This is a genomic window from Pantoea sp. S-LA4, assembly GCF_054482835.1.
This window is the reverse complement of the sequence record NZ_JBTLRC010000003.1, coordinates 25173-48421: the sequence shown is the minus strand read 5'-3', so window position 1 is coordinate 48421 and position 23249 is coordinate 25173. Positions and strand designations below refer to the sequence as shown.

At 58.7% G+C, this 23249-nt stretch carries 20 protein-coding genes; 14 read left to right on the top strand and 6 right to left on the bottom strand.

Features of this window, described 5'->3' with window-relative positions; all coding sequences use genetic code 11:
- Positions 1-248 precede the first annotated feature (248 nt).
- The 4 genes from ACX3P5_RS20160 to ACX3P5_RS20145 are packed head-to-tail and all read left to right on the top strand — an operon-like array spanning position 249 to position 3634.
- Positions 249-578: a PTS sugar transporter subunit IIB gene (locus ACX3P5_RS20160; protein ID WP_233988839.1), complete on the top strand. Its 330-nt coding sequence runs from the start codon at positions 249-251 to the stop codon at positions 576-578.
- Positions 575-1903 (top strand): PTS sugar transporter subunit IIC, encoded by a 1329-nt coding sequence (locus ACX3P5_RS20155; RefSeq protein WP_336757112.1) that lies wholly within the window; start codon positions 575-577, stop codon positions 1901-1903. The genes ACX3P5_RS20160 and ACX3P5_RS20155 overlap by 4 nt, the downstream gene beginning before the upstream one ends.
- A 19-nt stretch (positions 1904-1922) precedes the next feature.
- Entirely contained in the window at positions 1923-3323 is a 1401-nt protein-coding gene (locus ACX3P5_RS20150; protein ID WP_458969249.1) for a glycoside hydrolase family 1 protein, read from the top strand.
- Positions 3320-3634, top strand: a complete 315-nt coding sequence (locus ACX3P5_RS20145) for a PTS lactose/cellobiose transporter subunit IIA (RefSeq protein ID WP_233988842.1) — start codon at positions 3320-3322, stop codon at positions 3632-3634. The genes ACX3P5_RS20150 and ACX3P5_RS20145 overlap by 4 nt, the downstream gene beginning before the upstream one ends.
- Before the next feature lie 184 nt (positions 3635-3818).
- On the opposite strand, the gene ACX3P5_RS20140 is transcribed toward ACX3P5_RS20145, so the two are convergent.
- A complete protein-coding gene (locus ACX3P5_RS20140; RefSeq protein ID WP_336757116.1) occupies positions 3819-4607 on the bottom strand; it encodes a MipA/OmpV family protein in 789 nt (262 codons plus the stop codon).
- A 131-nt stretch (positions 4608-4738) separates the two neighbouring features.
- Between ACX3P5_RS20140 and ACX3P5_RS20135 the strand changes: the two genes are divergently transcribed.
- The 4 genes from ACX3P5_RS20135 (at position 4739) to ACX3P5_RS20120 (ending at position 10880) form a co-directional block, all read left to right on the top strand.
- Positions 4739-5434 carry a response regulator gene (locus tag ACX3P5_RS20135; RefSeq protein ID WP_233988844.1) on the top strand — a complete coding sequence of 232 codons (696 nt, stop codon included), beginning with the start codon at positions 4739-4741 and terminating at the stop codon, positions 5432-5434.
- Positions 5431-6600 (top strand): sensor histidine kinase, encoded by a 1170-nt coding sequence (locus tag ACX3P5_RS20130; RefSeq protein ID WP_458969248.1) that lies wholly within the window; start codon positions 5431-5433, stop codon positions 6598-6600. Before ACX3P5_RS20135 ends, ACX3P5_RS20130 begins: the two co-directional genes overlap by 4 nt.
- Before the next feature lie 93 nt (positions 6601-6693).
- The gene (locus ACX3P5_RS20125) at positions 6694-7830 is read left to right on the top strand and encodes an efflux RND transporter periplasmic adaptor subunit (protein WP_233988846.1); all 1137 of its coding nucleotides are present in this window, start codon (positions 6694-6696) and stop codon (positions 7828-7830) included.
- Entirely contained in the window at positions 7827-10880 is a 3054-nt protein-coding gene (locus ACX3P5_RS20120; protein WP_458969247.1) for an efflux RND transporter permease subunit, read from the top strand. The genes ACX3P5_RS20125 and ACX3P5_RS20120 overlap by 4 nt, the downstream gene beginning before the upstream one ends.
- Before the next feature lie 49 nt (positions 10881-10929).
- Here the strand turns inward: ACX3P5_RS20120 and ACX3P5_RS20115 are convergent, their stop codons facing one another.
- On the bottom strand, positions 10930-11175 hold the full coding sequence (locus ACX3P5_RS20115; RefSeq protein WP_233988848.1) for a hypothetical protein: 246 nt from the start codon (positions 11173-11175) through the stop codon (positions 10930-10932).
- Between the two features lie 87 nt (positions 11176-11262).
- Complete coding sequence (locus ACX3P5_RS20110; protein WP_233988849.1) at positions 11263-12153, bottom strand: LysR family transcriptional regulator; 891 nt, start codon at positions 12151-12153, stop codon at positions 11263-11265.
- Between the two features lie 104 nt (positions 12154-12257).
- Here ACX3P5_RS20110 and budA point away from each other — a divergent pair, with 104 nt between their 5' ends.
- The 6 genes from budA to ACX3P5_RS20080 all read left to right on the top strand — a co-directional run bounded on the left by budA (position 12258) and on the right by ACX3P5_RS20080 (position 19859).
- Positions 12258-13040 carry an acetolactate decarboxylase gene (gene budA, locus ACX3P5_RS20105; protein WP_233988850.1) on the top strand — a complete coding sequence of 261 codons (783 nt, stop codon included), beginning with the start codon at positions 12258-12260 and terminating at the stop codon, positions 13038-13040.
- A gap of 14 nt (positions 13041-13054) precedes the next feature.
- Complete coding sequence (gene alsS, locus ACX3P5_RS20100; protein ID WP_458969246.1) at positions 13055-14734, top strand: acetolactate synthase AlsS; 1680 nt, start codon at positions 13055-13057, stop codon at positions 14732-14734.
- Positions 14735-14757: 23 nt separating this feature from the next.
- Entirely contained in the window at positions 14758-15531 is a 774-nt protein-coding gene (locus ACX3P5_RS20095) for a (S)-acetoin forming diacetyl reductase (protein WP_458969245.1), read from the top strand.
- A 250-nt stretch (positions 15532-15781) separates the two neighbouring features.
- Positions 15782-17188 (top strand): flagellin N-terminal helical domain-containing protein, encoded by a 1407-nt coding sequence (locus tag ACX3P5_RS20090; RefSeq protein ID WP_458969244.1) that lies wholly within the window; start codon positions 15782-15784, stop codon positions 17186-17188.
- Positions 17189-17542: 354 nt separating this feature from the next.
- Positions 17543-18856 carry a CitMHS family transporter gene (locus ACX3P5_RS20085; RefSeq protein ID WP_233988853.1) on the top strand — a complete coding sequence of 438 codons (1314 nt, stop codon included), beginning with the start codon at positions 17543-17545 and terminating at the stop codon, positions 18854-18856.
- A 163-nt stretch (positions 18857-19019) separates the two neighbouring features.
- A complete protein-coding gene (locus ACX3P5_RS20080) occupies positions 19020-19859 on the top strand; it encodes an MBL fold metallo-hydrolase (protein WP_458969243.1) in 840 nt (279 codons plus the stop codon).
- 61 nt (positions 19860-19920) lie between these two features.
- Here the strand turns inward: ACX3P5_RS20080 and ACX3P5_RS20075 are convergent, their stop codons facing one another.
- From ACX3P5_RS20075 to ACX3P5_RS20065, 3 genes are all read right to left on the bottom strand, one after another.
- On the bottom strand, positions 19921-21384 hold the full coding sequence (locus ACX3P5_RS20075; RefSeq protein ID WP_458969242.1) for a YsnF/AvaK domain-containing protein: 1464 nt from the start codon (positions 21382-21384) through the stop codon (positions 19921-19923).
- A gap of 282 nt (positions 21385-21666) precedes the next feature.
- A complete protein-coding gene (locus ACX3P5_RS20070) occupies positions 21667-22596 on the bottom strand; it encodes an alpha/beta fold hydrolase (protein ID WP_458969241.1) in 930 nt (309 codons plus the stop codon).
- A 62-nt stretch (positions 22597-22658) separates the two neighbouring features.
- A complete protein-coding gene (locus ACX3P5_RS20065; protein ID WP_458969240.1) occupies positions 22659-23231 on the bottom strand; it encodes a pyridoxamine 5'-phosphate oxidase family protein in 573 nt (190 codons plus the stop codon).
- Positions 23232-23249: the final 18 nt, after the last annotated feature.

The following is a 23249-nucleotide window of genomic DNA, read 5'->3' as shown; positions in this document are numbered from 1 at the left end:
CTTTGCTTATCTGCGCAATGGTTCGCCGGCCAAAGTATAGCCATTTCATCCAGTCGTGGAAACCGATTTTCCATAAGCCACCCCCTCTTCGCTTTTACGGTCAATTTTGTGACCCTAATCGAATTAAAAAAAACCGCTAATCTGGCTTATTGACGCGCATCACACTTCTGATTGCTGTCGATGGAAACCGGTTTCCATATGATATCCAATCAGCCTCACTTTAGTGTCAAAGGCGAGGAACAGTAACCATGTACAGAATCATGTTGTGTTGTTCAGCAGGGATGTCCACCAGCATGCTGGTGCGGAAAATGGTGGAAGCCGCCGCGCAACGGGAATTAGCCGTTGAGATCAACGCGTTTGGCGTAGCGGAGTTTGACGAACAGTTTTCCCGCTATCAGGTGGTATTACTCGGACCGCAGGTAAAATATATGCTGCAAAGCCTGAGCGAAAAAGCAGCAGGCCAGGCGATTCCGGTCCAACCGATCGATATGATGGATTACGGCATGCAACGGGGTGACAAGGTGCTGGATTTCGCGCTGTCGCTGATTGCAGCTGCGCAGGAAAAGGCGGCCTTATGAGCTCACTCTATCAATCCATGATCGCGGTGATTGAGCAATCGATTACGCCGCTGGCCGGCCGGCTGGGCCAGCAGAAATATGTGATTGCTATTCGTGACGGTTTTACTGCCGCGCTGCCGTTTATGATCATCGGCTCCTTCATGCTGGTGTTTATCTTTCCTCCCTTCTCCGCCACCAGCACCAACAGCGTCGCCCGGGCCTGGCTCGACTTCTCCGCCACCTACCGTGACCAGTTGATGCTGCCGTTTAACCTCAGCATGGGGGTGATGACCTTTTTCATCTCGGTGGGGATTGGTGCCAGCCTGGGACGGCAATTCTCACTGGACCCGGTGATGTCAGGTCTGCTGGCTTTTATGGCCTTTTTACTGGTGGCGGCCCCCTACTCCAATCACACCATTTCCACTGAATACCTCTCCGGTCAGGGGATTTTTACCGCGCTGCTGACCGCCATTTATGCTACCCGCGTGTATGCGTGGCTGAAGCACAACAACGTCACGATCCGCCTGCCCAAAGAGGTACCGACCGGTGTCGCACGTTCGTTTGAGATCCTGATCCCGGTGGTGGTGATTATCGGGACTTTGCATCCGCTCAATCTGCTGATTGAGGCCAAAACCGGGATGATCATTCCGCAGGCCATCATGCATCTGCTGGCACCGCTGGTCTCCGCTTCCGACTCGTTACCGGCGATTCTGCTGTCGGTACTGCTGTGTCAGATCTTCTGGTTCGCCGGCATCCACGGGGCGCTGATTGTCACTGGCATCATGAACCCGTTCTGGATGGCCAACCTCTCCGCTAATCAGGCCGCCCTGGCGGCGGGCAATGTGTTACCGCACATCTATCTGCAGGGCTTCTGGGATCACTACCTGCTGATTGGCGGCGTCGGCTCCACGCTGCCTCTGGCCTTTCTGCTGCTGCGCAGCCGTGCCACCCATCTGCGCACCATCGGCAGAATGGGCATCGTGCCGAGCTTCTTCAATATCAACGAACCGATCCTGTTTGGCGCACCGATCATCATGAATCCACTGATGTTTATTCCGTTTGTCTGCGTACCGATGCTTAACGCCGTGCTGGCGTATACCGCTACCCGGCTCGGCTGGCTGGCGCAGGTGGTGTCGCTGACGCCGTGGACCACACCGGCACCGATTGGCGCGTCATGGGCAGCCAACTGGGCGATCAGTCCGGTGGTGATGTGCCTGGTCTGCATGGTGCTTTCCGCCCTGTGCTATCTGCCGTTTCTGCGCGCCTACGAACGATCGCTGATGAAAGCCGAACTGGAGAAGACGCAGTCGCACGCGCCGCTGGCTGAAACCGCCGGTACCCACTAATTTCCTGGAGAGAGGCACCATGCAATACACGTTTCCCGATAACTTCTGGTGGGGCAGCGCCAGTTCCGCCTTACAGACCGAAGGTGATAGCCTGAACGGCGGCAAAAGCGCCACCATCTGGGATCACTGGTACACGCAGCAGCCATCGCGTTTTCATCAGCAGATTGGCCCGGCTGACACCTCAACCTTCTATCAGCACTGGCGTCAGGATATCGCCTTGCTGAAGCAGCTGAACCACAACAGTTTCCGCACCTCAATCAGCTGGTCGCGGCTGATCCCGGACGGCAGCGGTGATCTTAACCCGCAGGCGGTAGCGTTCTATAACCAGGTGATTGATGAATTGCTGGCGCAGGGCGTCACGCCCTTCGTGACGCTGTTTCACTTTGACATGCCGATGGCGATGCAGCAGCTGGGCGGCTGGGAGAACCGTGACGTCGTCGCGGCATTCAGTCGCTATGCCCGCCTCTGCTTTGAGCTGTTCGGCGACCGGGTAACACACTGGTTTACCTTTAACGAACCGATCGTGCCGGTTGAAGGCGGTTACCTGTACGACTTCCACTATCCGAACGTGGTGGATTTCCGCCGGGCGGCCACGGTGGCTTACCACACGGTACTGGCCCATGCTTCGGCGGTCCGGGCCTTCCGGGACGGTTCTTTTCCAGGTGAAATCGGCATTGTGCTCAACCTGACGCCCTCCTATCCGCGGTCGCAGAATCCGGCGGACCTCACCGCGGCGCATCACGCCGATCTGCTGTTTAACCGCAGTTTTCTCGACCCGGTGTTACGCGGCGAATTTCCGGCCGATCTGGTGGCACTGCTCAGGCAGTACGGCCAGTTACCCCCAGCACAACCAGAAGACAACGCCCTGATCGCCGAAGGCGTTATCGACCTGCTCGGGGTCAATTATTATCAGCCACGGCGGGTAAAATGCCGTGACAGCGCAATCAATCCGGCTGCGCCCTTTATGCCGGAATGGTTTTTTGACAGCTATGAGATGCCGGGCCGGAAAATGAACCCTTATCGCGGCTGGGAAATCTACGAGCCAGGTATCTATGACATTCTCACCAACCTGCGACTCAATTATGGCAATCCACGCTGCTTTATTTCAGAAAACGGCATGGGCGTAGAGAATGAGCAACGCTTTGTTGAGGATGGGCAGATCAACGATCAATACCGTATCGACTTCGTTGCTGAGCACCTTAAATGGGTTCACCGGGCGATCGGCGAAGGCAGCCAGTGTCTCGGCTACCATATGTGGACCTTTATTGATAACTGGTCATGGTGTAACGCCTATAAAAATCGCTACGGCTTTGTCCAGCTCGATATCGCTACGCAGCAACGCACGGTGAAAAAAAGCGGTGAGTGGTTTGCCGCAACATCGGCCCGTAACGGTTTTACCCACCCGGAGAACGTAGCATGATCGATCAGGAAGAAGCGGTAATGGAGATTATTGTGAATGCCGGTCAGTCGCGCAGCCTCTGTTTTGAGGCACTGCAGGCGGCCCGTCAGGGAGAGATCGAACAGGCGCGGGATCTGCTGCGTCAGGCCGATACCTTCACCCGCCAGGCACATAAAATGCAAACCCGGCTGATTGAGCAGGATGCCGGCGAAGCCCGGCAGCCGATGACCTTAATTATGGTCCATGCTCAGGATCACCTGATGACCTCCATGCTGGCGCGTGAGCTCTCTGAAGAGCTCCTTCATCTGTACCAGCGTGACGTACGCACCTGAAGCCAGGGATATCAGCGCGGGCGCAGTCACCCTGCGCCCCGCGATCGAGCCTTACCCCCGAATCGGCGAATCAAACAGGCTGATCGCCAGCCCGGTCAGCGCGTAGACCAGCAGATACAACAGGATCAGCGCCGCCAGCAGGGTTCGATGACTGCGCATACCGCCTCGCCTTTTCATGCCCTCATCAGAAGGAGTAGCTGAGCGCAAGGGTGGCCGATGTCCCATTGCGCTTCTCAACAATCGGGCTATCGGAGGCGTGCTTGTCGAGCCAGGTATATTCACCAATGACACTGGCCGACCAGGCGGGCGTGAACTGATGGCTCCAGGTCAGGCTGGTGTCGGTGCCATAGAAACCGCCGGCGGCGTTGTAGCGGGCAAAACCCGTGCGTGCGCTTTGCTGGCTGTTGACGCCGTAGAAGGTGTTCATGTAACGACTATCCCCGAACAGACCGGAAACCTGCAAGGCGACCGTGTCGCTGTTGGTTTGCCACGGGACCAGGGTGGCCGAAGTCCGATACTGCACACCCTGACCGTCACTTAATGGCAGCGTCGCTTTGCCTTCCAGCGCCAGCCAGGGCGTCACTGACCAGCCCAGCGCCAGCGAGGTGTTGACCGTCGCATCGATGTTGCCCATCCCTTTGAGCCGATCGTCACCGTCACGCCACGCTGAATTTTTATCCGCGCGTCCCAGACCATAGCCCAGGGTATGTTCCAGATAGAGTCCATTATCCGCCTGCAGGTCGTAGCCGATCCCCTTTTGCGTATCCAGGAAGAAGGCCCCGTCGCGCGCCTGAATCAGCGGCATCAGCTGCCAGTGACGTTTATCCGCTCCGCTGTAGCGCGGCGCATAGATACCGGCCATGCCCAGTGTCACGCTGGGCGCTGGCGTTGCGCTGTCATCCGCCACGGCAGCGGCGGCGCTTAACCCCAGCGAAAAACAGACCATGTGAAGCTGTATTTTTCCGGTTATCATCACGTTTCCTCATTATCACATCACGTTGCGGAACCGAGTGGGATCAGTTACGCGTCTCTGGCCGGAGTATGTGAAACCTGTGTCAATGAACGACCAGGGATTTATGAAGAAACAGTCAAGGTGGTCCGAAAATGCAGTCAAAACGTGTGCTGATTATTGAAGATGACGCGGATGCAGCCGGTGTGCTTGAGGCGTATCTGAAACGTGAAAGTTATGAAGTTACCGTCGCCGGTGATGGCCTGAGCGGCCTGGAGGTTGCCCGCCGCTGGCAGCCCGATCTGATCCTGCTGGATATCATGCTGCCCGGCATGAACGGCACCGAAGTGCTGGCGGCGCTGCGGCGGCGCGGCGACACGCCCGTGATTATGGTCACCGCGATGGGCGACGCGCCGGATCGCATCGGCGCGCTGCGCTATGGCGCAGATGACTATGTGGTGAAACCGTATAACCCAGGCGAAGTGGTGGCGCGCGTTCAGGCCGTGTTGCGCCGCAGTCAGTACAACACACCGCAGCCGGAAACCCTGCGCTGGGCGGGATTAGAGGTCGATCCGCTGGCGCTTACCGCCGTGGTCAATACTGACGGCGCCGGCCCTCGCCGCCTCGATCTCACCCCGACCGAGTTTTCTCTGCTGGTGACGCTGATGCGTGCGCCGACCCGGCCGTTTACCCGCCTGTTTCTGCTGGAGCACTGCCTGCCGGAGAGCGATGCGCTGGAGCGGGTGGTCGACACCCATGTTTACAACCTGCGGCGTAAACTGGAGGTGGCGGGCATCTCCGACCTGTTACCGGCCGTTCGCAGCGTCGGCTATCGGTTCAGACAGCCATGAAAAACGAGACCCATCCCTCACTGTGGCGCTGGATTTGCGTCCGGATCATGTTTCTGGCGATTGGCAGCGTGATTCTGATCGCCTTCTGTATGTGGCTGCGTTTTGCCGTGCAGGCATTCTGGGTCTATTACCGGATGCCGCCCGCCCTGCTGGAGGAGTTCTCACAGCTGCGGCACCATCCCGCCAGCGATCCGGCCCGTTTTCATCAGATTGTCGATCAGTGGTGGGGCATCAACTTTTCCGACCCTTCGCTGGCCTCGTCAGACTGGCTTACCGTTGGCGTGCTGGTGGCGGTGATGATCCCGTTTATGGTGCTGATGGCGCTGCGTTTCGCTCGTCCGCTGTCGGCGCAGTTCAGCCAGCTGGCGACGGCGGCCCGCGCCGTCTCTGAGGGCGAGTTTGGCCGTTCCGCGGCGCTGGTGAAAGAGGCGCCACAGGAGCTGGTGCGCTTCACCGAAGACTTCAACCAGATGACGCAACAGCTGGCGCGCTACGAGCGGGAACTGCGTGCTTCACACGTCGCGATGGCGCACGAATTGCGATCCCCGCTGACGGCGGCCATTGGCCGGCTACAGGGGATTCTGGACGGCGTATTCCAGCCTGAACCGCAGCAGCTGGCGATGATCATGAAACAGCTGACGCAGCTCAGTCGGCTGACGGATGAGCTGCACCTGTTATCGCTGGCAGATGCCGGTCAGCTCACCCTGAATCGCGATCGGGTGAACCTCAGTGAACTGTTACGCGAGCGGATCGGCTGGCTGATGCCGCAGGCGCGGGAAGCGGGCATGGCGATCAGCGTGACGCCGGCACAGGATCTCTATCTGACTGCCGATCCGTTTCGTCTCGGTCAGGTAGTGACCATTATCTGCGAAAACGCGCTGCGCTACGCTGCGGAGGGCGGACGGCTGGAGATCACCGCCAGCCAGGGCGATCGATACACCGCCCTGACCTTCCGTGATTATGGTCAGGGCGTGGAACGCCATTTTTTGCCGACGCTGTTTGACCGCTTTACCCGGGCTGAGTCCTCCCGTGCACGCCACTCCGGCGGCAGCGGTCTGGGATTGTCGATTGCCAAAGCCATTATTGAAGCCCACGGCGGCACTCTTCACGCCAGCCTGCCGGCGGAGGGTGGGCTATTAATCGGCGTTAACCTGCCGGTGAACTGAAAAGCGATAACTTGACCGTTTCTTGACGGTTCATCGAAGGATTCTGGACACAAGCCGGGTTCAATGAGCACAACTCATTACAGGAACCCGGCTATGACAGACTTAATTCAGGATGCTGCCCGTCAGGTGTGGCGTCATCTCCTCAGTGTTCACCTCTTTGCGCCGATCGTGTTCCTGCTGCTGGGGATCTTCATCATGACCGGCTGCCGGGATGATCATGCCGAGCCGCCCGTCGCCCCGTTACGACCGGTAAAAACCGTTATTGCCCCGGCGTTCAGTCACGATGCCTCACAGTCGCTCACCGGCGAAGTCCACGCCCATCAGGAGGTGGCGCTGGCCTTCAGGCTCGACGGTCGGGTTATCCGCCGCACGGTTGAACTGGGTGACAGTGTCACTGCGGGTCAGCCGCTGGCAACGCTGGAAGACAATTCAGCCCGGAATCAGTTGAGCAGCGCCCGGGCCGACCTTGAGAGCGCCCGCGCAGCCGAACGCGTCGCCGCACTTAACTTACACCGCATGCGGTTGCTGATGCCGGGCGGCGCCATCGCCCGCAGCCAGCTGGACAGCGCCCAGGCGGACTTTCAGAGCGCACAATCGCGGCGTCTCAGCAGTGAGGCTGCGCTGAAAAATGCACAGGATACGCTCAGCTGGACCCAGCTCAGGGCCCCGTCATCCGGCAGGATCACCGCCGTCAACCTGCAGCCGGGTCAGGTGGTCAGCGCCGGGCAAAGCGTGATGACGCTGGCCGCCGGGGATACGCGCGATGCGGTATTTGATCTGGCAGAACCCAGCCTGATTCGGCCAGATAACCGGATGCCGCTGAATATTGCGCTGCTCTCCGATCCCGGCGTGCAGGTCAGCGGCAGCGTGCGTGATATCAGCCCGCAGGCCGATCCGCAGACCCGCACCTGGCGGCTGCGGGTCACGCTGAACAATCCGCCTGCCACCATGGCGCTTGGCGCCACGGTCATGCTCAGTCTGCCGGATGGTCAGCCGCCCGTGATCGCCTTACCCGCCAGTGCCCTGACCCGCGCCGGTGAAAAACCCGCGCTGTGGGTGGTTGACCGCGCAACCCGACGATTGCAGCTGCGCCCCGTGGTGATGACCCGCTTCACCGCAGAGCAGATTTTTATCAGCACCGGCATCCAGCCGGGTGAAACGGTGGTGACGGCCGGTGTCAGCACCCTGCAGCCTGGTGAACAGGTCGCGTTATCTCAGGAGGCGCCATGAAGCCTGCTTCCTCCTCATCCGCTTTTAATCTCTCTGGCTGGGCACTGGCGCATCAGCAGCTGGTGGTATTTTTCATGCTGCTGGTGATGGCCGTGGGAGTGCTGAGCTATGAACATCTGTCGCGCAACGAAGATCCGGCTTTTACCATCAAAACGGCAGTGATCTCCGCGCAGTGGCCGGGCGCTGATGTGAATACCACCGTGCAGCTGGTCACCGACGTACTGGAAAAAAAGGTGCAGGAGATCCCGTCGCTGGACGCAGTTGAAAGCGAAACCCGGGCCGGGCAGACGGTGATTTACGTTAATCTGCGCGACGATACGCCTCCCGCAGCGGTGGCGGGCATCTGGTACCAGCTGCGGAAAAAGATGCAGGATATCGCGCCTTCGCTGCCGCAGGGCGTTCAGGGGCCGGCGGTAAATGACGAGTTTGATGACACCTTTGGCACCCTTTATGGCTTTACCGCCGAGGGTTTCACCGCGCGGGAACTGCGCGATCAGGTTGATAACCTGCGTCGTAGCCTGGCCGATCTGCCCGATATCGGCAAAACCCTCTTACTCGGTGTCCAGGAGCAGCAGGTGGTGATTGCCTTTTCGCCGCGCAAGCTGGATGGAATGGGGCTGGATTTGCAGCAGGTCAGCGATGCGCTTAAAGCCCAGAATGAGGTGGTCCCTGCCGGCAGCCTGCGCACCGATCGCGAAAATATCGCGCTGCGGGTCAGCGGCACCTTAACCTCGGTCGCCAGCCTGCAGGCGGTGACGCTGCATATCGGTCAACGCTTTATTCCGCTGACCGATCTGGCGACCATCAGCCTGCAATCCGCCGAGCCGCCAGCTCCCGCCTTTCGGGTTAACGGTAAGCCCGCCATCGGACTGGCCATTTCCATGGCCGCCGGCGGCAATATGCTCGACTTTGGTCAGCAGCTGGATCAGCGGATGAGCCGATTAGCCAGCCAGTTGCCCCACGGCATTACGCTGACCCGGGTTGCCGATCAGTCCGCGGTGGTCAAAACGGCGGTCAGCGGCTTTGTCCGGGTGCTGGGCGAGGCGATCGTGATTGTCTTAGCGGTCTCGTTTGTGTCGCTGGGACTGCGGGCTGGCCTGGTGGTGGCCGCCGCTATACCGCTGGTGCTGGCGATGACCTTTACCGGCATGCTGCTGGCGAATATCGGCCTGCAACGGATCTCGCTAGGCGCACTGATTATTGCGCTGGGATTGCTGGTGGATGACGCCATGATCACCGTGGAAGCGATGGTGGCGCGGCTGGAAGCGGGTGACAGCAAATGGCAGGCCGCCACCTATGCGTTTAAAACCACCGCCTTCCCGATGCTGACCGGCACGCTGGTGATGATAGCGGGTTTCATACCGGTCGGATTCGCCGCGTCCAGCGCCGGAGAATATTGCTACTCGCTGTTTGTGGTGATCACCCTGGCCTTGCTCTGCTCATGGGTCGTGGCGGTGCTGTTTTCCCCGCTGACCGGAAGCTGGCTGTTATCGGCAGGCAGCGTAAAGGCACACCGTCCGCCGGGCATCCTGATGCGCGCTTACCACCGGCTGCTGGAGCAGATCCTGCAACACCGGCTAATCACGCTCGGCGCCGCGCTGGGGATATTGCTGGTCAGCCTTTACGCCACCACTTTTATGCAGGGTGAGTTTTTTCCGGCCTCCGATCGACCTGAACTGCTGGTAAGCCTGACGCTGCCCGCTAATACCGCACAGGCTGAAACGGCGCGCCGCACTGCACAACTGGAACAGGCGATCCGCAACGATCCTGACGTTGCCAACTTTACCAGCTACGTTGGCTCCGGCGCGGTACGCTTCTATCTGCCGATGGATGTGCTGCTGGATAATGAAAACACCGCCCAGCTGGTGGTGGTGGCACATAACCTCGCCGCGCGCGATCGGCTGCGCAAGCGGCTCGAACGGGTGATGGTGCACCATTTCAGCGACATCACCACCCGGGTATCACCGCTCGAACTCGGTCCGCCGGTCGGCTGGCCGCTGAAGTATCGCATTACCGGTCCGGACAACGCCAAAGTACGCCAGGCTGCCGACCAGCTGGCGGCGGTGATTGCCCGCTCGCCGCTCACCCGCGAGGTGAATCTCACCGCCGGAGAACCGGAACGGGTCATCACCCTGGCGGTGAATCAGACCGCTGCCCGCGCGGTCGGGCTTTCGTCTGACAGCATCGCCTCCGCCCTTAACACCGTGATGTCCGGCAGCGTGGTCACTACACTGCGCGACCGCAACCGGCTGATTGACGTGGTGCTGCGCGGTAACGATCGCGAGCGGCAGGATACCACTGTGCTGGCGGGCCTGATGCTCACCACCGCCAGCGGGCAAAAAGTCCCGCTCAGCCAGGTCGCGACCCTGACGTGGGGCGTGGACGACCCGGTGATCTGGCGACGTCAGCGGCTGGCTTACATCACCGTGCAGACCGATATCGCGCCCGGCCAGCGCGCTGAAACCGTGTCGCAGCAGCTCGCGCCGCAGGTCGCCTCGCTGCGCGCCGCCCTGCCCGCCGGATACGGGATTGAAGAAGGTGGCGTGGTGGCGGAATCGGATAAGGGTAACGGCTCGGTGTTCGCCCTGTTGCCGATCACCCTCTGCGTCATGCTGGTGTTGCTGATGATCCAGCTACAGCGTTTCTCCAGCATGGTGCTGGCATTTTGCATGGCACCCTTTGGGCTGCCGGGCATTGTGTTAGCCATGCTGCCGGCGGGGACACCGCTGGGGTTTGTTGCGCTGCTGGGGATTATCGCGCTGGCTGGCATCATCATCCGTAACGCGGTGATCATGATCAGTGAAGTCGACGCCAACGCCCGCGCCGGACTGCCGCCGGATGAAGCCATCCGGCAAGCGGCGCAGCACCGCGTTCGCCCTATCCTGCTGACCGCCTGCGCTGCGATCCTCGGCATGATCCCGATCTCGCATCAGGTTTTCTGGGGACCGATGGCGTTTGCGATTATTGGTGGTCTGGTGACCGGCACGCTGGTGACGCTGACGGTGCTGCCTGCGTCGCTGAGTCTGTTAATGAACAGGAAGCGGGCCTGATTCAGGCTGACCGTCCGATCCCGCCACCGGGCGGGATCGGACGGCCGGGTTACTTCATCACTTCGACCAGGATTAACGGGCATTTCCTGACTTTGCAGGCCTGAGAGTAGGCCAGCGAACAAACTGAACAGAGATCGCGTATGTCAGATTGATACTCATACTCCATGAAATAGCGGAACCTGCCGCTGGCCGAATCTGTTCTCCAGAATCGCTGCGGCTCCAGAATCTCATCCAGTTGCCTGAATGTCAGGGCTGACGGGTTGTGAAACCCGACTCGAACGCGGTATGTAGTCATGGTTCGATTATTCGCAACCCGGACGCGCGGTGCCAGTCGGTTATTGTGCTCAGTTCAATAGCCTGCGCTTATCAACGCCGCTGCGTTTCAGGCTGGCGGTTTCTCCGCCAGTAGCGACAGCAGATGCAATATCGCTTTTGACGGAGGGTAGCGCCGCCAGGCGAACGCCACGTCGGTGAACAGCGTATTATTTTCGATTTCACAGAAGCTGATCTGAGGATTGCCCACACAGCGCATCGACGCCGGCACCAGCGCGACACCGCATCCGGCGCCCACCATGCCGAGCGATGAGGTGATCTGTGGCGCCTGCTGAAAGGCGTGGCGCGAAAAGCCCGCCCGCAGGCAGGCGCTGACAATCAGTTCATACAGGCTGGGCGCCACCTCGCGTGGGAAGATCACCAGCGTTTCAGCGGCCAGCGCCGATAACGCCACCGCGGGTGCCTGGCTGAGTGGATGCTGACGCGGCAGCGCAATCAGCATTCTCTCGGTTGAGATCACCCGCAGATTAAAGGCTTTACTGCTTTCACACGGCAGGCGAATGAACGCCGCGTCCAGCAACCCTTCCTGTAAATCCTGCATCAGCAGCGCCATGTTCTCTTCGCGCGTCAGCAGCTCCATCGCCGGATAGCGCTGCGTAAACTGGCGGATTAACACAAATATCCGCGGATTAAACGCCACCGAACTGGCAAAGCCCAGCGACATCTGGCCGCTGATACCGCGGGCAATGCCCCGCGCATTTTCCAGCGCATGATCGGCCAGTTGCACAATCTGCTGCGCTTCGGCCAGGAAGGCTTCACCGGCTTCGGTAAGCTCAACGCCACGCGTCAGACGCTTTAACAGTGGCGTACCAATTTCCTGCTCCAGCCGCAGTATCTGTTGACTCAACGGCGGCTGCGAAATCCCCAGCATTTCAGCAGCCCGGGTGAAATGAAGCGTCTGGGCGACGGCGACAAAATAACGCAGATGACGCAGTTCCATATCAAAAACGTCTCAAAGTTAACAGGTTTCGCTATTGGACCCACCGACTGAATCGGTTCAACATTAGGTTAACACGGCTTAATGGTTAACCTATGAGGCATCAAATGAGCAATTATGTAACTGATTGTTCCTGTGAGGATCAACTGAAACATACTGTCCTAAAACTTTCCCAGGATGCACCAGAAAGTGTTATCTATCAGACCTCATTGATGAGTGCGCTGCTGAGCGGCGTTTACGATGGCAACACCCGGATCGCTGACCTGCTGCGCAAGGGCGATTTTGGCTTAGGCACCTTTAACCGGCTGGATGGCGAACTGATCGCCTTCGACAGCCAGGTCTATCAGCTGCATTCAGACGGCAGCGCGCATCCCGCCGATCCACAACAGAAAACCCCGTTTGCGGTGATGACCTTTTTCAAACCGCAGCATCTGTATGAATTTGAACGGCCGATCTCACGTGAAGCGATTCACCGCGTGATCGACCGTGAAATCACTTCCGACAACCAGTTCTGTGCGCTGCGCATCAGCGGACGCTTCAGCCGCGTCGAGACCCGCACCGTCCCCTGCCAGTGCCGCCCTTATCGTTCGATGCCGGAAGTGCTCGGCAACCAGCCGACCTTCACTTTCAGCCAGCGTGCGGGTGAGCTGATTGGCTTCCGCACACCGCAGTATATGCAGGGCATCAACGTGGCTGGCTATCACGAACATTTTATCACTGACGATCGCGAAGGCGGCGGTCACATTCTCGATTATGCGCTGGAACAGGGCACCCTGACCTTTGGCGCCATCAGCAAACTGGTGGTCGATCTGCCTCAGGACAGCGATTTTCTCAATGCCAACCTCAATCCCGCCAACCTCGACGCCGCCATTCGCGCAGTTGAAAGCTAAACAGAGGAATGAAGATGAAAAACTCCACCGACAGCATGCTCTGGACCTGCGGCGCCGACCTGGTGGTCGCGCAACTTGAAGCACAGGGCGTGAGCCACGTATTCGGTATTCCCGGCGCAAAAATTGACAAGGTATTCGACTCCCTGCTGGATTCCCCGATTCAGACGATCCCGGTGCGCCACGAAGCGAACGCCGCCTTTATGGCCGCGGCGGTTGGCCGGCTGACCGGCAACGCGGGCGTCGCGCTGGTCACCTCCGGTCCCGGCTGTTCCAACCTGATCACCGGGATGGCGACCGCCACCAGCGAAGGCGATCCGGTGGTGGCGATCGGCGGTGCCGTGAAGCGCTCTGACAGCGCCAAGCAGGTACACCAGAGCATGGATACCGTTTCCATGTTTCGTCCGGTCACCAAATATGCGGTCGAGGTGACCGATCCGGCTGCGCTGTCTGAATGTCTGTCGAATGCATTCCGCCACGCCGAGCACGGTCGCGGTGGCGGCGCGTTCATCAGCCTGCCGCAGGATATCGTCGATCAGCCCGTCACAGGCCGGGCCCTGAGCAGCAAAGGTCGCCCGGTTCTGGGTGCCGCGCCCGATGCAATGATTGATGCGGTCGGTCAGGCGATAGCGGCGGCGAAAAACCCGGTGATCCTGCTGGGACTGATGGCGAGCCAGCCAGAAAACAGCGAAGCGATTCACCACCTGCTGAACAGCACGCATATTCCGGTTACCAGCACCTATCAGGCGGCGGGCGCGGTCAGGCAGGAACATTTCTCCCGCTTTGCCGGACGCGTCGGATTGTTCAACAACCAGGCCGGTGACCGGCTGCTGCAACAGGCCGATCTGATCATCACCATCGGTTACAGCCCGGTGGAGTATGAACCGGCAATGTGGAACACCGACAACGCGACGCTGATCCATATCGACGTGATGCCCGCCGAAACCGACAACCGCTATTTGCCAGACGCAGAGCTGGTCGGTGATATCGCCGCCACGCTGCGCAAGCTGGCAACCCGCATTACCGCGCCGCTGCAGCTCAGCCCGGAAGCCGCCAGCGTGCTGGAGGATCGGCAACAGCAGCGCAAACTCCTGGCGATGCAGGGTGCCAGCCTCAATCAGTTTGCGCTGCATCCGTTACGGATTGTGCGCGCCATGCAGGACATCATTAACAGCGATGTCAGCCTGACCGTCGATATGGGCAGCTTCCACATCTGGATCGCCCGCTATCTCTACAGTTTCCGCGCCCGCCAGATCATGATCTCCAACGGTCAGCAGACCATGGGCGTGGCGCTGCCGTGGGCGATTGGGGCCTGGCTGGTCGATCCGCAGCGCAAAGTGGTGTCGGTATCGGGCGACGGTGGTTTCCTGCAATCCAGCATGGAGCTGGAAACTGCGGTACGGCTGAACGCCAATATTCTGCACATCGTCTGGGTCGACAACGCCTACAACATGGTGGCGATGCAGGAAGAGAAGAAATATCAGCGTGTCTCCGGCGTGAAGTTTGGCCCGGTCGATTTCAAGGTTTATGCCGAAGCGTTTGGTGCCGCCGGTTTTGCGGTCAACAGTGCGGCAGAACTTGAACCGACCCTGCGTAAGGCGATGGATGTTCAGGGACCTGCCGTGGTGGCGGTACCGGTCGATTATGCGGACAACCACCTGCTGATGGGCCAGCTGCATCTGAGCCAGCTTCTTTAATTACAACCTGAAAGGATATGATGATGAAAACCAGAGTGGCATTTGTTACCGGTGCGGGACAGGGAATTGGTGAAGCGATCGCCCTGCGCCTCGCCAGAGACGGCTTTGCCGTGGCCGTGGCTGATTTCAACCCTGAAACGGCCCGCCAGGTGGCAGAGAAGATCATTCAGCCTGGGGGCAAAGCGCTGGCGCTGAAAGTCGATGTCTCCCAGCGTGATCAGGTGATGCATGCCGTTGAGGAGGCGCGCCAGACGCTGGGCGGCTTCGATGTTATCGTCAATAATGCGGGCATCGCGCCCTCCACGCCGATCGCCGAGATCACCGAAGCGGTGATAGATAAAGTCTACAACGTCAATGTGAAAGGGGTGATCTGGGGTATGCAGGCCGCCATCAGGGCGTTCGCTGCTGAAGGCCACGGCGGCAAAATCATCAACGCCTGTTCACAGGCCGGCCATGTTGGTAACCCGGAACTCGCCGTCTACAGCTCCAGTAAGTTTGCGGTGCGTGGCCTGACCCAGACCGCCGCGCGCGATCTGGCATCTGCCGGTATCACGGTCAATGCTTTCTGCCCCGGCATTGTCAGGACGCCAATGTGGGAAGAGATCGACCGTCAGATCTCTGAAGCGGCCGGAAAACCGGCCGGTTACGGCACGGAGGAATTTGCTAAACGCATCACCCTTGGACGCCTCTCCGAGCCGGAAGATGTGGCAGCCTGTGTCGCCTACCTTGCCGGACCCGACTCCGATTATATGACCGGACAGGCGTTACTGATTGATGGCGGTATGGTGTTTAACTGATTGCTCCTTCCCATCCCCTGCTGCGCCACGCGCAGCAGGGATTGCTGCTCGCTGAATCGTTAATATTTTTTATCAAAAAACCCCACTCCCTTCAGCCACTTGCCCATACGGCCGCTATAACAGCCAGAATATGCGCCGTCGCAGGTTAAAGCTGCTAATCATCATGCCGATAAAACACAGACCCTACTCCCTGTTCGAAGCGACTATGTTAACGATCAACCATAACGAAACCGCCGCATTAACGAACAAAATGCGGTACAGCACTGACACAGTTCTGGGAAGAACGATTGAACGCTTATCATCAGGGATGCGGATTAACAGTGCTAAAGACGATGCAGCAGGCCAGGCGATTGCCAACCGGATGACGGCCAATATCGGTGCCGATAATGTGGTCGCGCGCGGCCTGAACGATGCGATCAGCTATGCCCAGACGGCAGGCGGTGGCCTTAGCAGCATCGTCGACCAGCTGGTCCGGGCGAAAACGCTCTCGGTTCAGGCCGCCACCGGTACCCTGTCGGAGGTGGATCGCCAGACCCTTAACAGTGAATACCAGCAGATTCTGGCTGGCATTAACGACATCGCCAGTCACACCGAAATTTTCGGTAAATACCCGTTAGCCACCAACGATCCGGACCTGCCGCCGGCGTTGCTCGGCAACGTCCAGCCGATCAGCAGCCGATTTCCGGTAGCGGGCCAGAGCTATTCCTTTACCTCCGGGGTGATCCCGCTGGCCTATATCCCGGCCGGCTCGACCGCCATCACCATCACCATTGACTCGCTGGGTCAGGATGATGACCTGCAGCTGTTTACCCGCGACGGTAAGCACCTGGCCGGCACCCCGATTGACGGCAGCACCCCCGATTATACCTGGGTGAGCAAAGGCATCACCGACGACGCCAGCGCGCAGTCTCGCCTGCTGACCAGCAACAACGGCTTCGCCAGTGGCGCAACCTATGACGGTTCGCAGCTGCTGGAAGGCGGAGCGAGCTGGTCGCTGGCAGGCAGTAACAGCGGCAGCTACAACGGGATGAACATCACCTACAGTGGTGACGGCGATCGCTATGAAGATATTGCCAGTGGCGACTTCAACAACGGCACCAACACCGGTACCCGACTGGAGCGCATTACGCTCGATACCGTCAGCGAAGATTTGATCGTGGTGGTGGTGGGTAATGGATCGTTCACCAGTAACCTGACCTGGGGAAATCTGCCTGAGCCGAAAGCGATTCCGCCCACGCCGCCACATCAGAGCGAACCGTTAGAGGTGATCACCAGCGCCGACTATGGTCAGCCGATACAGTCAGATCATATTCCGGCCACGCCGTCAGATACCAAAGCGCTGGGGCTGAATAACACCACGCTTCTGACTGAGGGTGATATCAGCAACACCATGAAGGCGCTCGACAGCGCGCTGGAAAAAATCAGCCGCTATCAGTCAACCTATGGTGCGAAGATTAACCGTTACGAATCTAACCGTGCGGTGCTGTCACAGCAGGGCGTGGATACTGCGTCCGCCCGCAGCCGCATTCAGGATGCGGACTATGCAGAGGAAGCCAGTCAGCTGGCGCGCAGTCAGATACTGCAACAGGGCCAGAATGCCGTGATGAAAATGGCGAATAAGACGCCTGAATTAATCATGCAGTTGTTAGGCAGTTAATCCCGTATCCTTCCCTTTCTGGCTGAGCTTTCCGGCTCAGCCAGGCTACAGCTCTTCTCCGTTAGCAGTGACATCTTCCGCGACCTCTTTCCTTTGCTGGCCCTGATAACCGGGTGAACCGGCAGCCTCAGTTGATCGCAATCACACAATTTCATTTAACAGCCGTTTAAAAACGATCGGGATCACTCTTTTTTGTTAAATAAATGCTAAATCCTGACGGGCGATTATTATCGTCTTTACAGACAGTGGTAATTAAAACAACAGGTTAATCATTACCGCGCTAAGTATACCTTAAATTTTTGTCGCACTATTTCACCGTTTCATAACTTTAACGCCATGACGAGGGCCTTTAATTTGCTGACCATACTGGGTTTTTCCATGGTTGTTTGCTTCATGTATCTGATCATGACCAAACGCATGTCAGCCTTGATTGCGCTGATCCTGATCCCGACGCTGTTTGCCCTGATTGGCGGCTTTTATCAGGGCCTGGGCGCCATGATGCTGGACGGCGTTAAAACGCTGGCCCCGACCGGCGTCATGCTCACCTTCTCTATTCTCTATTTCGGACTGATGATTGATGCTGGCCTGTTCGATCCGCTGGTACGCTTTATCCTGAAAATCGTACGCGGCGATCCGCTCAAGGTGCTGGTCGGTACCGCCGTGCTGACCCTGCTGGTCTCACTGGATGGCGACAGTTCCACCACCTACATGATCGCTATCGCTGCCTTCTTACCGCTTTATCAGCGTCTTGGCATGAACGTGCTGGCCATGACCTGTCTGGTTAATCTGGCCAGCGGCATTATGAACCTTTCGCCGTGGGGCGGGCCGACGGCACGTGCGGCAGCAGCGCTGCGCATTGATGCGCTGGACATTTTCATTCCGATGCTGCCCGCCATGCTGATGGCCTGCATGAGCCTGGTGGGGATGGCGGTGCTGTTTGGCCTGCGTGAACGTAAGCGTTTGGGCGTGATGACTCTGAAGGATCATCACCTTGATAATATCGAACTGGGACTCGGTGATGCTGAAGAGTGCGCCGCCAATCGCCGTCCGAAAATGTTCTGGCCGAACTTCATTCTGACCACCTTACTGCTGGTGTTGCTGGTGATTGGGCTGATGCCGATTCAGATCCTGTTCATGCTGGCTTTTGCGGTTGCGGTGATGCTCAACTATCCGTCGCTGGAAGAGCAGAAAGCCCGCATTGGCGCCCATGCCGGTAACGTGCTGGCCGTGACCTCGCTGATTTTTGCTGCCGGCGTGTTCACCGGTATTCTCTCCGGAACCGGCATGGTCGATGCGATGGCGAAGAGCCTGCTGGCGGTGATCCCGCACAGCTTCGGGCCTTATCTGGCGGTGTTCACCGCGCTGGTCAGTTTGCCGTTCACCTTCTTTATGTCCAATGATGCGTTTTACTTCGGCATTCTGCCGGTTATCGCCCAGACCGCCGCCAGTTACGGTATCTCAGCCGAGGAGATCGCCCGCGCGTCGATTGTTGGTCAGCCGTTCCACCTGCTCAGTCCGCTGGTGCCGTCGGTTTATCTGCTGGTCGGGCTGGCAAAAGTCGATATCGGCGATCATCAGCGCTTTGCGATTAAGTGGGGGATTCTGATCAGTCTGGTGCTGATGGCTGGCGGTCTGCTCACCGGCGCATTCCCACTGTTCCACCGTTAAATCGCTGCTTTCTGGCGGATAACCGGCAATTTTGCCCGGTTATCCGCTGCACCGCTCCGCCTACTGCGCTAACCCTTTCTACACTCTATAGCCAGAGTGACGCGCCACTCGCCAGGCTGGCAGCGACGCGTCCTATCCTGTGCAATAACCCTATGGAGGCCTGATGAAAATTCACCATCTCAACTGTGGCTGTATGTGTCCGCTGGGTGGCGCGCTCTATGACGGCTTCAGCAAAGGCCTGACCGCCCAGCTGGTGTGCCACTGTCTGCTGATTGAGACCGACCGCGACGGGCTGGTGCTGGTTGATACCGGGTTTGGCCGTCAGGATATGCGCGCGCCCGGCAGCCGCTTGTCCGGCTTTTTCCGCGTCCTGAACAACATTCAGCGCCGCGATGAGCTGACCGCGCTGGCCCAGATAACCGCGCTGGGTTTTCAGGCTGAGGATGTGCGTCACATCATTCTGACCCATCTCGATTTTGACCACGCGGGTGGCTTAACCGATTTCCCGCAGGCGCGCATTCATCTGCTAAAGCAGGAAGTTGATACTGCCCATCAGCGTCATAGCTGGCTGTCGCGTGAACGCTACCGTCCCGGACAATGGGGCGGCGTCAGCAACTGGCAGACCTATCAGCCGCAGGGAGAGAGGTGGTTTGGCTTTGAGGCGGTGCAGGGATTGCGTGATCTGCCGACGGAGATTTTGCTGGTGCCGCTGGCGGGACACACGCCAGGTCATGCCGGTATCGCGATTCAGCAGCCCGATGGCTGGCTGCTGCACGGCGGTGATGCCTGGTTCTATCGCGGTGAGATGCGTCAGCCAGCGCGGCACTGTACGCCGGGGCTGCGCTTTTATCAGTGGATGATGGCGATGGATAATGCGGCACGGCGGCACAATCAGCAGCGACTGCGTGAGCTTTCCTGCCAGCATGGCGGCGAAATTACCTTTTTTTGCAGCCACGATGCGCGCGAACTGGACGCGTTGCGGGTTAACGCCCCGCTGCGCTGAGGATAAAAAAGGCCCGTATCGGCGGATACGGGCAGTATGACGAGCCGGGTAAAGCTGCGGCTTACGGCTTTTTAAATTTGTCTTCAACCTTCTCTTTGGCTTCAGCAATTTTATCGCCCGCTTTATCCATCACACCTTCGTGATGCGCCGGATCGCGGCCGGACAGCCCACCCGGCGTCACTGCCGGGCTGTCGTGATCGGTGCGGGCCTGCTGGGTGGCGTCGAGCAGCGGATCGGTCGCACTGCGGTTACTGGCGACGTTATCCGTGCTGGCACGATCAATATCCACTTCCTGGCGACGTACCGAATCGTTGATGGTTTCAACCCGATCGCTCTGCTCTTTACGCAGTACCACTTCCTCAATGATTTGCGCCGTCTTGTTGACCACCGGTTGTTCGTGAGTCTCTTCAACCTCAATGGTTTTTTCCGACCAGTCGACCTGATCCGGTGCGCCGGTTTCGCTCAGCGGACGGCGGAAAATCTCCGCATGCTGCTCACGCAACGACACATTTTCAGAGACCTGATCGGTGACCGTGTAGCGACGCACCCGGGTGGAGCCTTCGCTGACCAGTCGTTTACCGACTTCCAGCCGCTCTTCGGCCAGACGCAGCACATCCTCTTCACTTTCATCACCGGTCAGGGATGGACGCACGCTCGCGCTGTATGGCTGATTGCCGCTGAGATCGCTGCCCGACGCCGGTTGATTCAGTGATGCACCTGGCGCACTGCTCAGGCCATCATCGGCGGCATAATCCTCTGGCAAGGCGGCGCTGCGTTCGGTCAGTTCTTCATGTGCATCGAGAATGCCCAGCGCCCGCGGCAGCTGATCTTCATCCGCGCGAAGCGTCAGCACCACACCGCCGGTCCGCATCGCGTCTTCATACACTTCAGCCTGATCCTCTTCCAGCGTATTGCCAAACAGACGCTGCCAGAAGCCCGGATGACGCGCTTCCTGCCCTTCAGTGCGCAGGCGTTCTCCGGAAAGGATATCAATATCATCGTCCAGGAAACCCGCTTTAATCAGGTTGCGTTTTGCGCCTTCTGCCAGTGTGACATTACTGAACATTGTTACGATTGTTTCACGCGCCATGGTTTTCTCCTCGGTGATGGATTCAGCCTGTTTTGGGTTCTGATGTCTGTCTATCTGAGCGTGCTGTTTTTTCAGGGTGACGACCTGTTCCAGCGGAACCTGGCTGATCACCTTGCGGATATGCAGCTCCTCTTTCAGCACTAGCCGACGGATAATCTCAACTTCCTCTTCAACCACAGGGATGATGATCACGCCGTTTTCTTCGCGGATTTCCGGCATCGTCGTCAGCCGTTCCGATTTAGGGACTCGCTCTATTTCAGCGGTCTGCTGCCTGAGCATCAGGGCAATTTTTTCTTCATGCTCGATTACCCGCCGGGTAACCCTGACATGACCGTCACTGACCTGTTGCTTCGAGACCTCAAGTTTCTCTTCCGCCAGCCTGAGTCGCTGATCGTTTTCCCCTGCCCCCGGTTTTTCAGGCGGTCGATTGTTCATGGTTAACCTGCCCGTCGTCCTGAGAACGTGTTGCTGGAATAAGCGCGCAGAGAAATAAGGGTTACTTTCCCTGAGCTGCAGCATAAGTGACTGCTTCATGGGAATTTAAAGCCTGGCACAAGCGAAGCTAAAAGATAGGAAATAGCGTAAAAAGATGGAAATATGAGGATAACGTGGCGCTAAAATACGGCAAGCGATACGGCAGATAAAAAATCGCCAGCGCAGCGGCTGGCAGTGAATATGACATTATTAACGGGATGCCCCGGCTGCCAGGGCTGTGGCTCAAGCCGGTCGATGCTGTCCGGCGGCGGTCAGGAAAGGCTGTAATTCAGAGAGGAACGCGGACGGCACCTCTTCCTGCGGCGAATGGCCACAGGGCAACGCCCGTCCCTCCACATGGGTGGCTTTGTCAGCCCAGGTCTGCAGCACATTGTAAAGCTGGCCGACCGTACCCTGCTCGCCCCATAACAGCAGCATCGGACAGCGTATCCGTTGCCCTTCGCTGGCAGCATCATCGTCTAAATCAATGGTCGCGCTGGCGCGATAATCCTCACACACCGCGTGTACCATCGCGGGATGCTGATAACAGCGCAGATAATCGTTCAGGATCGCTTCGGGCGTGGCATCGGCGACCTTGAGCTGCGCCCGGATATGCTGCCGCAGAAAGAATTCGGTGTTTGATCCGATCAGCGTTTCCGGTAACGGCGCAGGCTGGATCAGGAAAAACCACCAGAAATAACGGGTCGCGAACTCGCGGTCGGTGCGCTGGTACATGGTGGCTGTGGGGGCAATATCGATAAAGGTACAGGCGCTGACGCGATCCGGATAATCGAGCGCCAGCCGGTGCCCTACCCTGGCGCCACGGTCGTGTCCGACAAAGGCAAAATAGTGATGGCCCAGCGTGGTCATCAGCAGCGCGATATCCTGCGCCATCGCCCGTTTCGAATAGGGTCGGTGCTGCGCATCGCTGGCCGGTTTATCGCTGTCGCCATAGCCGCGCAGATCGGGCAGGACGACGGTGTAATGCTGTGCCAGCACCGGCGCGACCTTATGCCAGCAGAGGTGATTCTGCGGATGGCCGTGCAGCATCACCAGCACCGGCCCGCTGCCGCCCGTGGCGACCCGCAGCGTTATGCCATTATCCAGCGTGACATCCTGTAGCTGAAAACCGTCAATAAAAGGGGACTGGCCCCGATTGTTTACTGAACCCACGTTGACCTCGTCGTTTGAAAGAGCGTGTTCAGTGAGTGTAGACCGGGATCGGACGCCGACGCTCAGGGTGCAATGCGCTGGCCACTGGCTAATGTGCCGTCTGTCGAATAGGTCAGCAGCGCCCGCTGATTGTTGTCCCGTTGTAGCTGAACCCAGTCCAGTTCGCTGACGCGCATCACCACCACGCCAAAATGCGGCCTGCCCGCTTCGTCAGTGATGGCGGGCGGAGCTGCCTGCGGCTCACTCTCTGTCTCTTCGCCGGGCGGCCCGCCGCGGTAGGTTTGGCGGGAGTGCGCCGGTAACCGCGACCACGCGGCAAGGGCGATATCGCTCTCATGCGCATAGAGTTCAACCCGTCCCTGCAGGCGCAACTGCTGCCGGGTCTGCAGGGCATATCCCAGTACCGTTACCTGCGGATTCGCCATCATCTCCTGCCACTTGGGACTGCGTACGTCGGTATGAAAGGTCAGGGTCCGCATGACGCTATCGACCTGACGCAACACCAGCGTGCGCGCCTGCGGCCGACGGGCGGCATCAACGGTACAGAGGGTCATATAGCGAAATTCCGCCTGGGGATCGCCAGCAGCCTCGCCCAGCGTGCGCCAGGCCGCAGCGTCAATCTGTTTCAGATCCATGCGTTTTGCTCTCTTAAT